Source organism: Streptomyces sp. GQ60, from assembly GCF_059758875.1.
The window spans coordinates 17,479-31,983 of the sequence record NZ_JCAXEG010000003.1 but is presented as its reverse complement, the minus strand read 5'-3'; the positions used below and the strand labels follow the sequence as shown (position 1 = coordinate 31,983).

At 70.9% G+C, this 14,505-nt stretch carries 17 protein-coding genes; 11 read left to right on the top strand and 6 right to left on the bottom strand.

Features of this window, described 5'->3' with window-relative positions:
* Positions 1-11: 11 nt before the first annotated feature.
* The 3 genes from AC6CKD_RS08795 to moaA all read left to right on the top strand — a co-directional run bounded on the left by AC6CKD_RS08795 (position 12) and on the right by moaA (position 3,216).
* Positions 12-377, top strand: a complete 366-nt coding sequence (locus tag AC6CKD_RS08795) for a DUF485 domain-containing protein (RefSeq protein ID WP_498326343.1) — start codon at positions 12-14, stop codon at positions 375-377.
* Positions 374-2,029, top strand: coding sequence for a monocarboxylic acid transporter (locus AC6CKD_RS08790; protein WP_498326341.1), 1,656 nt, complete (start codon positions 374-376; stop codon positions 2,027-2,029). The genes AC6CKD_RS08795 and AC6CKD_RS08790 overlap by 4 nt, the downstream gene beginning before the upstream one ends.
* 197 nt (positions 2,030-2,226) lie before the next feature.
* Entirely contained in the window at positions 2,227-3,216 is a 990-nt protein-coding gene (gene moaA, locus AC6CKD_RS08785; RefSeq protein ID WP_498326340.1) for a GTP 3',8-cyclase MoaA, read from the top strand.
* A gap of 48 nt (positions 3,217-3,264) precedes the next feature.
* Here the strand turns inward: moaA and AC6CKD_RS08780 are convergent, their stop codons facing one another.
* Positions 3,265-3,525, bottom strand: a complete 261-nt coding sequence (locus tag AC6CKD_RS08780) for a hypothetical protein (RefSeq protein ID WP_498326338.1) — start codon at positions 3,523-3,525, stop codon at positions 3,265-3,267.
* A gap of 136 nt (positions 3,526-3,661) precedes the next feature.
* A complete protein-coding gene (locus AC6CKD_RS08775) occupies positions 3,662-3,994 on the bottom strand; it encodes a DUF3099 domain-containing protein (protein WP_498326336.1) in 333 nt (110 codons plus the stop codon).
* Between the two features lie 178 nt (positions 3,995-4,172).
* Here AC6CKD_RS08775 and AC6CKD_RS08770 point away from each other — a divergent pair, with 178 nt between their 5' ends.
* Entirely contained in the window at positions 4,173-4,451 is a 279-nt protein-coding gene (locus AC6CKD_RS08770; protein ID WP_498326334.1) for a GlsB/YeaQ/YmgE family stress response membrane protein, read from the top strand.
* 94 nt (positions 4,452-4,545) lie between these two features.
* Here AC6CKD_RS08770 and tyrS read toward each other — a convergent pair whose 3' ends face one another.
* The 3 genes from tyrS to AC6CKD_RS08755 all read right to left on the bottom strand — a co-directional run bounded on the left by tyrS (position 4,546) and on the right by AC6CKD_RS08755 (position 8,856).
* Positions 4,546-5,811: a tyrosine--tRNA ligase gene (gene tyrS / locus AC6CKD_RS08765; RefSeq protein ID WP_498326332.1), complete on the bottom strand. Its 1,266-nt coding sequence runs from the start codon at positions 5,809-5,811 to the stop codon at positions 4,546-4,548.
* Between the two features lie 151 nt (positions 5,812-5,962).
* On the bottom strand, positions 5,963-7,363 hold the full coding sequence (locus AC6CKD_RS08760; protein ID WP_498326331.1) for a metallopeptidase TldD-related protein: 1,401 nt from the start codon (positions 7,361-7,363) through the stop codon (positions 5,963-5,965).
* Positions 7,360-8,856, bottom strand: coding sequence for a TldD/PmbA family protein (locus tag AC6CKD_RS08755; protein ID WP_498326927.1), 1,497 nt, complete (start codon positions 8,854-8,856; stop codon positions 7,360-7,362). The genes AC6CKD_RS08760 and AC6CKD_RS08755 overlap by 4 nt, the downstream gene beginning before the upstream one ends.
* 211 nt (positions 8,857-9,067) lie before the next feature.
* On the opposite strand from AC6CKD_RS08755, the gene fabG reads away from it, so the two are divergent.
* The 3 genes from fabG (at position 9,068) to AC6CKD_RS08740 (ending at position 11,233) form a co-directional block, all read left to right on the top strand.
* Complete coding sequence (fabG, locus tag AC6CKD_RS08750; RefSeq protein WP_498326330.1) at positions 9,068-9,787, top strand: 3-oxoacyl-[acyl-carrier-protein] reductase; 720 nt, start codon at positions 9,068-9,070, stop codon at positions 9,785-9,787.
* A 5-nt stretch (positions 9,788-9,792) separates the two neighbouring features.
* Positions 9,793-10,566 (top strand): enoyl-ACP reductase FabI, encoded by a 774-nt coding sequence (gene fabI / locus AC6CKD_RS08745; RefSeq protein WP_498326329.1) that lies wholly within the window; start codon positions 9,793-9,795, stop codon positions 10,564-10,566.
* 235 nt (positions 10,567-10,801) lie between these two features.
* Complete coding sequence (locus tag AC6CKD_RS08740) at positions 10,802-11,233, top strand: hypothetical protein (protein ID WP_498326328.1); 432 nt, start codon at positions 10,802-10,804, stop codon at positions 11,231-11,233.
* Here AC6CKD_RS08740 and AC6CKD_RS08735 read toward each other — a convergent pair.
* A complete protein-coding gene (locus AC6CKD_RS08735; protein ID WP_498326327.1) occupies positions 11,214-11,918 on the bottom strand; it encodes a FadR/GntR family transcriptional regulator in 705 nt (234 codons plus the stop codon). The genes AC6CKD_RS08740 and AC6CKD_RS08735 overlap by 20 nt on opposite strands.
* Before the next feature lie 100 nt (positions 11,919-12,018).
* On the opposite strand from AC6CKD_RS08735, the gene AC6CKD_RS08730 reads away from it, so the two are divergent.
* From AC6CKD_RS08730 to AC6CKD_RS08715, 4 genes are all read left to right on the top strand, one after another.
* The gene (locus AC6CKD_RS08730) at positions 12,019-13,320 is read left to right on the top strand and encodes a CynX/NimT family MFS transporter (RefSeq protein ID WP_498326326.1); all 1,302 of its coding nucleotides are present in this window, start codon (positions 12,019-12,021) and stop codon (positions 13,318-13,320) included.
* Between the two features lie 5 nt (positions 13,321-13,325).
* A complete protein-coding gene (locus AC6CKD_RS08725) occupies positions 13,326-13,445 on the top strand; it encodes an SGM_5486 family transporter-associated protein (protein WP_422521678.1) in 120 nt (39 codons plus the stop codon).
* Positions 13,446-13,584: 139 nt separating this feature from the next.
* On the top strand, positions 13,585-13,815 hold the full coding sequence (locus AC6CKD_RS08720) for a hypothetical protein (protein WP_498326325.1): 231 nt from the start codon (positions 13,585-13,587) through the stop codon (positions 13,813-13,815).
* A 129-nt stretch (positions 13,816-13,944) separates the two neighbouring features.
* Positions 13,945-14,463, top strand: coding sequence for a SixA phosphatase family protein (locus AC6CKD_RS08715; RefSeq protein WP_498326324.1), 519 nt, complete (start codon positions 13,945-13,947; stop codon positions 14,461-14,463).
* Positions 14,464-14,505 lie beyond the last annotated feature (42 nt).

Here is a 14,505-nt window from a genome sequence, read left to right as displayed (position 1 = left end):
GAGCGTCCCCCGTGACCACCGAAGCAGCGCCGCCCCCGGGCAGCGCGGGAACGCCGCCGGCGAGCCCCGCGGCCGAAGAGTTCGTACGCGTCCAGCAGAGCGAGGAGTTCGCCGAACTGCGCCGCTCCCACCGCTCCTTCGCCTTCCCGCTCACCGTGGCCTTCATCGCCTGGTACCTGCTCTACGTCCTGCTCTCCAGCTACGCGGGCGGCTTCATGGGGACGAAGCTCTTCGGCAACATCAACGTCGCCCTCGTCCTGGGCCTCGGCCAGTTCGCGACGACCTTCCTCATCGCCTGGCTGTACTCGCGCCACGCGGCGGCCCAGCTCGACCCCAAGGCCTCGGCCATCAAGGCAAGGATGGAGGCCGGCGAATGACCGCCCCCCTGTACGTGGCCGTCGCCGGGGCGGCCACGGCGGGTACGACCACCGCCGCCGGCGCCTCCGAGCACCGCCCGCTGATCATCACCCTGTTCGGGCTGTTCGTCGTCGCCACCCTGGCCATCACGATCTGGGCCGGACGCCAGACCAAGGACGCCGCCGACTTCTACGCGGGCGGCCGCCAGTTCACCGGGTTCCAGAACGGCCTGGCCATCTCCGGCGACTACATGTCCGCCGCGTCCTTCCTCGGCATCGCCGGAGCCATCGCGCTCTTCGGCTACGACGGCTTCCTCTACTCGATCGGCTTCCTCGTCGCCTGGCTCGTGGCCCTGCTCCTGGTCGCCGAGCCGCTGCGCAACTCCGGCCGCTACACGATGGGCGACGTGCTCGCGTACCGGATGCGCCAGCGCCCCGTGCGCACCGCCGCCGGCACCTCCACCATCGTGGTCTCGATCTTCTACCTGCTCGCCCAGATGGCCGGCGCCGGCGTGCTCGTCTCGCTGCTCCTCGGCATCACCAGCGACTTCGGCAAGGTCGTGATCGTCTCGCTGGTCGGCATCCTGATGATCCTCTACGTCACCATCGGCGGGATGAAGGGCACCACCTGGGTCCAGATGATCAAGGCCGTGCTGCTGATCGCGGGCACGCTGCTGATCACCTTCCTGGTGCTGCTCAAGTTCAACTTCAACGTCTCGGACCTGCTGGGCCAGGCCGCCGACAACAGCGGCCAGGGAGTGAAGTTCCTGGAGCCCGGCCTGAAGTACGGAAAGGACTCGCTCTCGAAGCTGGACTTCCTCTCGCTGGGCCTGGCCCTGGTCCTGGGCACCGCCGGCCTGCCGCACATCCTGATCCGCTTCTACACGGTCCCCACGGCCAAGGCCGCCCGCAAGTCCGTGAACTGGGCCATCGGCATCATCGGCGCCTTCTACCTGATGACGATCGTCCTCGGCTTCGGCGCCGCGGCCCTGCTCCAGCGGGCCGACATCATCGCCTCCAACAAGGCCGGCACCACCGCGGCCCCGCTGCTCGCCCAGGAGATCGGCGGCGGTCCGGGCTCCACCGGCGGCGCGGTCCTGCTCGCCGTGATCTCGGCGGTGGCCTTCGCCACGATCCTCGCGGTCGTCGCGGGCCTGACCCTGGCCTCCTCCTCGTCCTTCGCCCACGACCTCTACGTGAACGTGATCCGCAAGGGCAAGGCCACCGAGAAGGAAGAGGTACGGGCGGCCCGCTGGTCCACCGTGGTCATCGGAGCCGTGGCCATCGGCCTCGGCGCCCTGGCCCGCGACCTCAACGTGGCCGGCCTCGTCGCGCTGGCCTTCGCGGTCGCCGCCTCCGCCAACCTGCCGACGATCCTCTACAGCCTCTTCTGGAAGCGCTTCACCACCCAGGGCGCCCTCTGGTCCATCTACGGCGGCCTGGTCTCCTCGGTCGTCCTGGTGCTCTTCTCCCCGGTCGTCTCCGGCAAGCCCACCTCGATGTTCAAGGGCGCCGACTTCTACTGGTTCCCCCTGGAGAACCCCGGCATCGTCTCCATCCCGCTCGGCTTCCTGCTGGGGTGGCTGGGAACCGTCCTCTCCAAGGAGAAGGCCGACCCGCAGAAGTTCGCCGAGCTGGAAGTCCGGTCGCTCACCGGAACCGGCGCGCACTGACACGTCCGCGCCGCAGCGAGATCCTCCGAACACCCAGCGTGGCCATGTCGTATGTCCCTACGACATGGCCACGTCGCGTCTAGTCCATTCGGGCACGCCTACGGGGCGCAGGTCTCGCGTAGGCTCATTGGTAGCGCTAGCACGCTCATCCATCACGGCGCGAACCTCTAGAAACCGGACAGGGGAGGGGGCTTACAGTGCTTCTCGACACGTACGGCCGCGTGGCCACTGACCTGCGCGTCTCGCTCACCGACCGGTGCAATCTGCGCTGTACCTACTGCATGCCCGAAGAGGGCCTGCAGTGGCTCGGCAAATCGGATCTGCTCAGCGACGACGAGATCGTCCGGCTGATCCGCATCGCGGTCACCCGGCTCGGGATCAAAGAGGTCCGCTTCACCGGCGGCGAGCCGCTGCTGCGCCCCGGCCTCGTCGGGATCGTCGAGCAGTGCGCGGCCCTGGAGCCCCGCCCCAAGATGTCGCTGACCACCAACGGCATCGGCCTCAAGCGCACCGCGCAGGCCCTCAAGGCCGCCGGCCTGGACCGGGTGAACGTCTCCCTGGACACCCTGCGCCCCGAGGTCTTCAAGACCCTGACCCGCCGCGACCGCCACAAGGACGTCATCGAGGGCATGGCCGCCGCCCGCGACGCCGGCCTCACCCCCGTCAAGGTCAACGCGGTGCTGATGCCCGGACTCAACGACGACGAGGCCCCCGACCTGCTGGCCTGGGCCGTCGAGAACGAGTACGAGCTCCGCTTCATCGAGCAGATGCCGCTCGACGCCCAGCACGGCTGGAAGCGCGACGGCATGATCACCGCCGGTGACATCCTGGAATCCCTGCGCACCCGCTTCACGCTCACCGAGGAGGGGTCCGAGGAGCGCGGCTCCGCCCCGGCCGAGCGCTGGGTCGTCGACGGCGGCCCGGCCACCGTCGGCGTCATCGCCTCCGTCACCCGCCCGTTCTGCGGAGCCTGCGACCGTACGCGGCTCACGGCCGACGGCCAGATCCGTACGTGCCTCTTCGCCACCGAGGAGTCCGACCTGCGCGCAGCCCTGCGCTCGGGAGCCCCGGACGAGGAGATCGCCCGCCTGTGGAAGGTGGCGATGTGGGGCAAGAAGGCCGGGTCCGGCCTCGACGACCCGACCTTCCTGCAGCCCGACCGCCCGATGTCGGCGATCGGCGGCTGACCTCCGCCGTCAGGAACGGCTCCGAGCGACCCCGGGGGCTCGCGGTGGCTACGGCCGCTGCGAGCCCCCGGGCGCTTCCCACTCGTCGAGCTTCACGACGTCCTTGAGGAAACCGCGGACCCCCAGGAACTGGGACAGGTGCTCACGGTGCTCCTCGCACGCCAGCCAGGTCTTGCGGCGCTCGGGGGTGTGCAGCTTCGGGTTGTTCCATGCCAGGACCCAGGAGGCCGGCTGGCGGCAGCCCTTGGCGGAGCAGGTGGGCGCGTCGGCGGCGGAGGCGTCGTTCAGAGGTGCGTCAAGGGGAGTCACGGCTCAACCCTAAGACGGAATGGCGACGCCGAGCAGCCACGGGGGGAGCTGCTCGGCGTCGGTCCGTCGCTCCGACGGGGGATGCGGAGCGCGTAGGCAGTATGTCACGCAGGACCCGGTGCGGTGCACTGGAACTTCATGATTGATCTGAGCTTTTCTTGAGGTTCCCGTCGCCCAGTGCGGGGTGCGCGGGCGCCGGAACGAAGTGGGACGGCAGGGAGGGCGTCGATTCGCGACCCGCGTTCGCGATGACCACCGCGATGTACGGCAGCAGCGCCCCCGCGACGAGCGTCACGACGGCCACGGGCCGCTGCACGTTCCACAACACGATCGTCGCGATGACCGACAGGGTCCTGATCAGCATCGAGATCACGTACCGGCGCTGGCGGCCCCGTACGTCCTCGGCCAGGCCCATCCGGGCCCCCGTGATCCGGAAGACCTCGGCCCCGTTCCGCTTCGTCCGCTCCACAACCCACCACCCGATCGATCGCCGGACACTCCCCGGCCCGGACGCCTCCACGGTACGCCGCCCGCCCACGGCCGGACAGCGGGGGTGTCCCCTGAATGGCGCCGTCCGAAATGCGCGGTACGCCGGACGGGTCGAGACTGGGCCCACATGCGCACAACGCGCCAGGAGGAGGCTCGACATGGGTTGGTTGTGGGCGATCATCGTCGGCTTTGTACTGGGACTGATTGCCCGGGCGATCCTGCCGGGCAAGCAGCACCAGCCCCTTTGGCTCACCACGCTCTTCGGCATCATCGGCGCGGTCCTCGGCAACGCCGTGGCCACCTGGATCGGTGTCAACGAAACCCGCGGCATCGACTGGATCCGGCACTTGCTGCAGCTTGCCGGAGCGGTGGTGGTGGTCGGTCTCGGTGACCTGATCTACAGCTCGATGCGCGGCGGCAAGAAGCAGATGACCTGAGGGCTCCGGCCCGCCGAACGGCGGAGCACGACGGAGGGGCCGGACCGGACTGCGCGTCCGGACCGGCCCCTCCGTCGTGCTGCCGCGGCGGCGACTAGCCGGTGACCTCGACGGCCGCCAGGTTCTTCTTGCCGCGGCGCAGCACCAGCCAGCGCCCGTGCAGCAGGTCCTCCTTGGCGGGGACCGCGTCCTCGGAGGCGACCTTCACGTTGTTCACGTAGGCGCCGCCCTCCTTCACGGTCCGGCGGGCGGCCGACTTGCTGGCGACCAGCCCGGTCTCCGCGAGGAGGTCCACGACCAGCCCCGGCTCGGAGACCTCGGCCCGCGGCAGCTCGGACAGGGCCGCCGCCAGGGTGGCCTCGTCCAGGTCCGCCAGCTCGCCCTGGCCGAACAGCGCCTTGGACGCCGCGATCACGGCGGCGCACTGGTCCGCGCCGTGCACCAGCGTGGTCAGCTCCTCCGCCAGCGCCCGCTGGGCGGCACGCGCCTGCGGCCGCTCGGCGGTCTGCGCCTCCAGGGCCTCCAGCTCCTCACGGGTCCGGAAGGACAGGATGCGCATGTAGGTGGAGACGTCCCGGTCGTCCACGTTCAGCCAGAACTGGTAGAACGCGTACGGGGTGGTCATCTCCGGGTCGAGCCAGACGGCGCCGCTCTCGGACTTGCCGAACTTGGTGCCGTCCGCCTTGACCATCAGCGGGGTCGCGATGGCGTGGACGTGCGCGTCAGGCTCCACCCGGTGGATCAGGTCGAGACCGGCCGTCAGGTTGCCCCACTGGTCGGACCCGCCCTGCTGGAGCACGCAGCCGTACCGGCGGTAGAGCTCCAGGAAGTCCATGCCCTGGAGCAGCTGGTAGCTGAACTCCGTGTAGCTGATGCCCTGGTCGGACTCCAGCCGCTTGGCGACCGAGTCCTTGGTCAGCATCTTGTTCACGCGGAAGTGCTTGCCGATGTCCCGGAGGAACTCGATGGCGGACATGCCCGCCGTCCAGTCCAGGTTGTTGACCATGACCGCCGCGTTCTCGCCCTCGAAGGACAGGAACGGCTCGATCTGGGTGCGCAGGCGCGTCACCCAGTTCGCGATGGTCTCCGGGTCGTTCAGGGTGCGCTCGGCGGTCGGGCGCGGGTCGCCGATCTGACCCGTGGCCCCGCCGACCAGCGCCAGCGGACGGTTGCCCGCCTGCTGGAGCCGGCGCACGGTGAGGACCTGCACCAGGTGCCCCACGTGCAGCGAGGCCGCCGTCGGGTCGAAGCCGCAATAGAACGTGACGGGACTGTCCGCGAACGCCTTGCGCAGCGCTTCTTCGTCGGTGGACTGGGCGAAGAGCCCGCGCCACTTCAGTTCGTCGACGATGTCCGTCACGGTTCTGGGTCTCCTTGAACGAGGTGGAACAGAGAGCTGGGGGATGCCCCGCCAGTCTAGGCGGGGAAGGCCCGGACCTCTGACGCTTTGTTGATCGGACGCCGTTGATCGGACGCCGTTGATCGGATGCCGTTGAGTTGGACGCCGTTGCTCAGACGCCCCTGCTGACCGAGCTCATGTTGAAGTCCGGGACGCGCAGCGCCGGCATCGCGGTCCTCGTGAACCAGTCGTTCCATTCGCGCGGCAGGGTCTTCTCGGTCCGGCCGGCCTCCGAAGCCCGCGACAGCAGGTCCACGGGGGACTCGTTGAACCGGAAGTTGTTGACCTCGCCGACGACCTGGCCGCCCTCCACCAGGTAGACGCCGTCCCGGGTCAGCCCGGTGAGCAGCAGCGTCGCCGGGTCCACCTCGCGGATGTACCACAGGCAGGTCAGCAGCAACCCGCGGTCGGTCGCGGCCACCATCTCCTCCAGGGACTTCTCGCCCCCGGCCTCCAGGATCAGGTTCCCGAAGGAGGGGGAGACCGGCTGCCCGGTCAGTTCCGCGGTGTGCCGGGTCGTGGTCAGCCGGGCCAGCTCGCCGTCCTTGATCCACTCGGTCGCCGGGACCGGCAGGCCGTTGTCGAAGACGGAGGAGCTGTCGTCGGAGCTGTGCGCGATCACGAACGGCGCGGACTCCAGGCCCTGCGCGTTCGGATCGCTGCGCAGGTTCAGCGGCAGCGGGGAGAGCCGCTCGCCGAGCCGGGTGCCGCCGCCGGGCTTGGAGAAGACCGTCCGGCCCTCCACCGCGTCCCGGGCCGACGCCGACCACATCTGGTAGATCAGCAGGTCGGCCACGGCCGTGGGGGGCAGCAGCGTCTCGTACCGCCCGGCCGGAAGGTCGATCTTCCGCTCCGCCCAGCCGAGCCGTACGGCCAGCTCCGCGTCCAGCGCGGTCGGGTCCACGTCCTTGAAGTCCCGGGTCGCGCGGCCGGCCCAGGCCGAGCGCTGCCGGTCCGGGGACTTCGCGTTGAGCTCCAGGGTGCCGTTGGGCTGGTCGTGGCGCAGACGCAGCCCCGTAGAGGTGCCCACGTACGTGGACACCAGCTCGTGGTTGGCGAAGCCGTACAGGTCGCGGCCGCCCGCGCGGGCCCGCGCGAAGGCCTCGCCGAGGGCCGGGGCGAAGTCCGCGAACACCGCCGAGGAGGTCTCGGCCGGAGCGTCGGCGAAGTGGGGCGAGGCCGGGGTGCCGGTGACCAGCGGCCGTGCGTCCTCCGCAGGTCCGGCGCCGCGGGCGGCCGCCTCGGCTGCCCGGACCAGCGGCTCCAGCTCCGCGGCCGTGACGGCGGAGCGCGAGACGACCCCCGAGGCCGTGCCCTCCTTCCCGTCGACGGTGGCGATGACGGTGAGGGTCCGGCCGCGGGTGACCCCGTTGGTGGTCAGGGCATTGCCCGCCCAGCGCAGGTTCGCGCTCGACTCCTCGTCGGCGATGACGACGCAGCCGTCCGCGGTGGACAGCTCCAGCGCCCGCTCGACGATCTCGTGGGGCTTGGTGGTGCGACTCGACGAGGTCATCGTCCGGCCTCCTGCGTGGTGTTCAAGATGTTCACGTCGCGGAACAGCGCGGACGGGCAGCCGTGCGACACCGCCGCGGTCTGGCCGGGCTGGGCCTTGCCGCAGTTGAAGGCGCCGCCCAGGACGTAGGTCTGCGGACCGCCGACCTTCTCCATCGAGCCCCAGAACTCCGTGGTCGTGGCCTGGTAGGCGACGTCCCGGAGCTGTCCGGCGAGCTTGCCGTTCTCGATGCGGAAGAAGCGCTGCCCGGTGAACTGGAAGTTGTAGCGCTGCATGTCGATGGACCAGGAGCGGTCGCCGACCACGTAGATCCCGCGCTCCACCCCGCCGATCAGGTCCTCGGTGGAGAGCCCGCCCGGATCCGGCTGGAGCGAGACGTTCGCCATGCGCTGGACGGGCACGTGACCGGGGGAGTCGGCGTAGGCGCAGCCGTTGGAGCGGCCGAGGCCGGTCAGCTTCGCGATGCGCCGGTCCGTCTGGTAGCCGGCCAGGGTGCCGTCCTTGACCAGGTCCCAGCTCTGCGCCGCGACGCCCTCGTCGTCGTACCCGATGGTGGCCAGCCCGTGCTCGGCCGTCCGGTCGCCCGTCACGTTCATGATCGGGGACCCGTAGGCGAGCTTGCCCAGCTGGTCGAAGGTGGCGAAGGAGGTCCCGGCGTACGCGGCCTCGTAGCCCAGCGCCCGGTCCAGCTCGGTGGCGTGGCCGATGGACTCGTGGATGGTGAGCCACAGGTTCGAGGGGTCCACGACCAGGTCGTAGCGCCCGGCCTGCACGCTCGGTGCCAGCATCTTCTCGGCGAGCAGCCCGGGGATCGCCTCCAGCTCGGCGTTCCAGTCCCAGCCGGTGCCGGTCAGGTACTCCCAGCCGCGCCCGGCGGGCGGGGCGATGGTGCGCATCGAGTCGAACTCGCCGGTTGCCGCGTTCACGGCGACGGCGGTGAGCTGCGGGTGGACGCGCACCCGCTGCTGGGTGGTGGAGGTGCCCGCGGTGTCGGCGTAGAACTTGTTCTCGTGGACCGCGAGCAGCGCGGCGTCCACGTGGGCCACCCCGTCGGCCGCCAGGAGGCGCGCGCTGAAGTCGGCGAGCAGCGCGGCCTTCTCCGTGTCCGGCACCTCGAAGGGGTCCACGTCGTAGGCGGAGATCCAGGTCTTGTCGGCGTGCACGGGCTCGTCGGCGAGCTCGACGCGCTCGTCCGATCCGGCCGCCTTGATCACCTGGGCGGAGAGCTTCGCCATGGCCACGGCCTGCGAGGCCACCTTGGCGGCCGCGTCCATGGTCAGGTCCACCCCCGAGGCGAACCCCCAGCTGCCCCCGTGCACCACGCGGACCGCGTAGCCGAGGTCGGTGGTGTCGGATCCGCCGGAGGGCTTGGCGTCGCGCAGCCGCCAGGAGGCGCTGCGGATGCGTTCCAGGCGGAAATCGGCGTGGTCGGCGCCCAGCGCGCGGGCCCGCGCGAGCGCCGCGTCGGCGAGCGCCCGCAAGGGAAGCGCCATGAAGGTCGCGTCGATGGAATGGGGCACGGAGGTCCTCTCGGGGTCGGGGCAGCTGGCTCGATCATGTCGCGCCGGGGCTTGCCGTGCCTACATCTTTCTGTAGGGACTCGACAGAGCCCGTACCGAGGACCTGTCGGAGCCGGATTCTCCGTACGGGGTACTTGACCTATAGGTTTTTGGTATTCAGACCGCTAGTCGAAAGGGTGATCCGTTGAGCCGCTCGGTTCTCGTCACCGGAGGTAACCGGGGCATCGGCCTCGCCATCGCCCGAGCTTTCGCGGAAGCCGGGGACAAGGTCGCGATCACGTACCGGTCGGGCGAGCCCCCGGCGGAGCTCACGGCCCTCGGCGTGCTGGCGGTCCGCTGCGACATCACCGATTCCGACCAGGTCGACCAGGCGTACAAGCAGGTCGAGGACGCGCACGGCGCGGTCGAGGTCCTCGTGGCCAATGCCGGCATCACCAAGGACACGCTGCTGATGCGCATGTCCGAGGAGGATTTCGCCTCGGTCGTCGACACCAACCTCACCGGCACCTTCCGCGTGGTCAAGCGCGCGAACCGCGGCATGCTGCGCGCCAAGAAGGGCCGAGTCGTCCTGATCTCCTCGGTCGTCGGACTGCTCGGCTCGGCCGGCCAGGCCAACTACGCGGCCTCCAAGGCGGCCCTGGTCGGTTTCGCCCGCTCCCTCGCCCGTGAGCTGGGCTCCCGCAACATCACCTTCAACGTCGTCGCCCCGGGCTTCGTGGACACCGACATGACGAAGGTGCTCACGGACGAGCAGCGGGCCGGCATCGTCGGCCAGGTGCCCCTGGGCCGCTACGCGCGGCCCGAGGAGATCGCGGCCGCGGTCAGCTTCCTGGCGTCCGACAACGCCGCGTACATCACTGGTGCCGTCATTCCCGTTGACGGCGGATTGGGCATGGGTCACTGATCACCATGAGCGGAATTCTCGACGGAAAGCGCCTCCTCGTCTCCGGGGTGCTGATGGAATCCTCCATCGCCTTCCACGTCGCCAAGCTGGCCCAGGAGCAGGGCGCCGAGGTCATCCTCAGCGCGTTCCCCCGGCCGACGCTGACCGAGCGCATCGCCCGCAAGCTGCCCAAGCCCGTCAAGGTGATCGAGCTCGACGTCACCAACGACGAGCACCTGGCGCGCGTGGAGGAGCTCGTCCGCGCGGAGCTCGGCGGCCTCGACGGCGTCGTCCACTCCATCGGCTTCGCGCCGCAGGACGCGCTCGGCGGCAACTTCCTGAACACCCCGTTCGAGTCGGTCGCCACCGCCATGCACGTCTCGGCGTTCTCGCTGAAGTCGCTGACCATGGCGTGCAAGCCGCTCTTCCCGGAGAACGAGGGCGCCTCGGTCGTCGGCCTCACCTTCGACGCGCAGTACGCGTGGCCGCAGTACGACTGGATGGGCCCGGCCAAGGCCGCCCTGGAGGCCACCAGCCGCTACCTGGCCCGTGACCTGGGCAAGGAGAAGATCCGCTGCAATCTGGTCTCGGCCGGTCCGCTCGGCTCGATGGCCGCGAAGTCCATCCCGGGCTTCTCCGACCTGGCGGACGTCTGGAACCACCGCTCCCCGATGGAGTGGGACATGTCGGACCCGGAGCCGGCCGCCAAGGGCGTCGTCGCCCTGCTGTCGGACTGGTTCCCCAAGACCACCGGCGAGATCATCCACGTCGACGGCGGTCTGCACGCGATGGGTGCCTGACCCGTCCGGTCTTCCCGGTCCAGGGTGCCTGTTCCATCCGTACGGCGGCGGCCGCGTCTTCCCTTCCGGGAGGCGCGGCCGCCGCCGTTTCGGTGCGCGGGGTGGGGACCGTAGGGGGCCGCTCGATCAGATGTCCGCCCCCGGGCCGGATCTTCCCGAGTCGAAAATCGGGACATTTGCCTGCAAACTGGGCCCGTCGGGATCTTCCCGGCTCGGGCGGGGAGGAGGTACGGGAGTGCGCGCGAGGCGGAGCCGAGCGGTATCCCTGCTGATCACCTCGGTCGTCCTGACCGGATTCCTGCTCCCGGGAGCAGTCGGGCGGGACCAGGTGCCCGTCCCGGCGCCCGGTACGGACGTCCAGGCCCCGGCCGTGGTCGATCTGGCCCAGATCCCCGCCGAACCGCCCGTGCAGCCCGCGCGCCCCGCCGCCCGGGAGCTGTTCGGGGCCGACTGCGACACCGAGATCAACGGCTCGCAGGTGGTCGCCTTCTGCCACAACGGCTATCCGCAGACCGACCTGGTCCGCCTGCACGTGGAATGCGACCGCTGGTGGGACGTGGACGGGGACGGCGCCGCCGTGGCCGTCGGCCCGGCCGGCCGGGTGGAGCTCTCGGGCCGCTGCTGGAAGGAAGTCCGCTCCGCCTGGGTCAGCCACCAGCGGCAGTGACCCCCGCGGACCGCCCCTCCTCGGCCAGGCAGGCGAACGGATAGCCGGCCGCTTCCGAGGCCGCCGCGTCCCCGTCCCCGCGCCGGATCGCCTCGATCAGCCGGGCGTGGTCCAGGTGCGAGGCGGGATCGAGCTGCGTGCCCACATCGGTGCGCAGCCAGTCGGCCACCAGGTCGCCGAGGTCCGCGTACAGCTCGATGAGCACCTCGTTGTGCGAGGCCGCCACCACCGCCATGTGCAGGGCCACGTCCGCCGCGACGAAGGGCTCGGCGTCCCCGCCCGACCAGGCCTCCTCGCGCCGCGCCAGCAGCACGTCCAGCTGTACGAGGTCCCGCGCCGTCCGCCGCTCCGCCGCGAGACGGGCGGCCGCGGACTCCAGCGTCGAGCGCAGCTCCGCGACGTGCCGGGGATCGGCGCCGGCGAAGCGGCGGTGCATGACTCCGGCCAGCTCGCTGGTGGCGATGACGTACGTCCCCGAGCCCTGGCGGATGTCGAGGAGGCCGTTGTGCGCGAGGGCCCGTACGGCCTCCCGCACGGTGTTGCGGGCGACGCCCATCAGCTCCACGAGCTCGGGCTCGGTGGGGATGCGGGAGCCGACGGGCCATTCGCCGGTGGTGATCTGGTTCCTGAGCTGGGCGATCACTTGATCGACGAGCGCGGATCGCCGGGGCGAGGTCAGCGGCATGCGGTCGGGGTTCCTCTCGGGGGCGGGTGCGGTGCGAGTGACGGTCACGATACGGCTGCGGGGTGGACAGCCAATCATCCCATGATTCTATGATGGTCGAATGTCCGACGAAGAAATCCAGACCCTGAACCGGCCCCAGGCCGCCCGCACGGCATCCCCGCAGCCCCTTCCCGGCCCCGCCGCCGCCCCGCAGCCGGCGTGGCTGGGACCCGTGCTCCTCGTCGGCATCGTGCTGGCCGCCCTCAACCTGCGGCCGGCCATCACCAGCCTCGGCGCCCTGTTCGAGGAGGCCCGCGAGGGCCTCGGCATGAGCGGGACCGTGGCCGGGCTCATCACTTCCGTACCCGCCCTCTGCTTCGCCGTGTTCGGCGTCACGGCACCCCGGCTCTCCCGCCGCTTCGGCCCGGCCGCCGTGGTCTGCGCCGGCATGGCCGCCGTCGCCGTGGGCCTGCTGATCCGGCCCTTCGCCACCAACGCCGCCGGATTCCTCGCGGCCAGCGCCCTGACCCTGGCGGGCATAGCCCTGACCAACGTGCTCCTGCCGGTGATCGTCAAGCGCTGGTTCCCCGACCGGGTCGGCACGATGACGGGCCTCTACTCCATGGGCCTGGCCGCCGGCACCTCGCTCGCCGCGGCGGCGACGGTCCCGATGACCCGGGCCCTCGGCGGCAGCTGGCGCACCGGCCTGCTGATCTGGGCCTTCCTCGCGGCGACGGCCGTGCTGCCCTGGCTGGCCATCGCGGCGGCGGCCCGCAAGGAGAAGGCCGCGGCCGCGGCCGCCTCGGCACCGGCCGTCCGCCCCGACGCCGGGCCCGGCGTCGCGCGCAGCCGCACCGCGTGGGCCCTCGCCTGCTACTTCGGGCTCCAGGCCACGGGCGCGTACATCACCATGGGCTGGCTCCCGCAGATCTTCCGCGACGCCGGGGTCTCCGCGTCCACCGCGGGCGTCCTGCTCGCCGTCACCATGGTCATGGGCGTCCCGCTCGCCTTCATCATCCCCGGGCTGGCCGGACGGATGAAGAACCAGGGCCCCATCGCGGTCGTCCTCGGCCTCTTCGGCCTCGCCGGATACCTCGGGCTCTACTTCGCCCCCGCCGCCGGGGCCTGGGCGTGGGTCCTGATGCTCGGCATCTCGAACTGCGCCTTCCCGCTCGTCATCACGATGATCGGCCTGCGCGCCAAGTCCCCGGCGGGCGTGGTCAAGCTGTCCGCCTTCGCCCAGAGCACCGGATACCTCATCTCCATCCCCGGGCCGCTCGTCATCGGCGTCCTCTACCAGCACAGCGGCGGCTGGGACCTGCCCCTCGCCCTGATGGCCGGTCTGCTCGTCCCGCAGATCGCGCTCGGCGTGCTGGCGGGCCGGGACCGCACGATCGAGGACGAATGCGGCATGCGAGACTGATCGGCATGTCGCCCGTACTTGAACCGAACCCCCAGAACGGCCACCGGAAGCTCGGCCTCGTGCTGGGCGCGATGCTGCTGGTGACCGTGATCATCTCCGTCGTCGCCACCCTCGCCTCGCCGTAGGGGGTGGGGTTAACCCCCCAACCCCTAGGGGGTCAGGCTCAGGGACATCTGGGGTGCGTCCCGGATGGGAACCGCCTGCTCGAATCCTTAGATTCGAAGAGCAAGAGCGAGCCCGTCCGACCACCCCACGGAGGCGGCCATGTCGGCCCCCACGCAGCTGGCCCCCACGCACTTGGCCCCCGGCCGCCTGTCCGCTCCCCGCGCCGCCGGGGCCGACGCCCGGCTGCCCTGGTGGGCCCTCGCCCTGCCCGCCCTCGCCTTCGGCCTCCTGCTCATACTCCTGGCCGGATCCGGCCAGGCCCAGGCCGCATCCGGCGACGGCTCCGCCCTCGTCCACGTCACCGAACGGCTGCTCAGCGCCGTCGGCTGACGAGGCGCCAGCCACCGGGAGCCCATTCGCGCGGCCCTGCGCCGGGGCGCGCCCGCACTGCCCCACACCTGCGGGTGACCCCCTCAACGCCCTGCGCCCCGTGGCTCGATCCATGCGAAGCTGGGAGTCATGAGCGCCGACACACCACGCAGGATCGTCCTCCTCCGGCACGCCAAGGCCGAATGGTCGGACGGCACGGACCACGACCGCCCCCTGGCGGAGCGCGGCCGGCACGACGCCCCGGCCGCGGGCCAGAAACTGGCCCAGACCGGCATCACCTTCGACCTGGCCCTCTGCTCCAGCGCGGCCCGGACCAGGGAGACCTGGAAGCTGGCCGTCCAGGAGCTGCCGCACCGGCCGAAGACCACGTACGAGGAACGGCTCTACGAGGCCTCGCTGGGCGAGCTCATCGCCCTGGTCAACGAGACCTCCGACGACGTGAAGAACCTCCTGGTGATCGGCCACAACCCCGGTATGCACGCGCTGGCCGACGCCCTCTCCGGGGGCGCGCAGGGTGACGTCCTCACCCGGATGAACCGCAGCGGCTTCCCGACCTCCGGGATCGCCGTCGTCTCCTTCACCGGTTCGTGGAAGTCCGTGGAACACGGCGTGGGCACGCTGCTGGACTTCTGGACCCCGCACGGCTGACGCGCACCCCCCGACGGCTACGCCGACGGAGCGGGCCCCGGC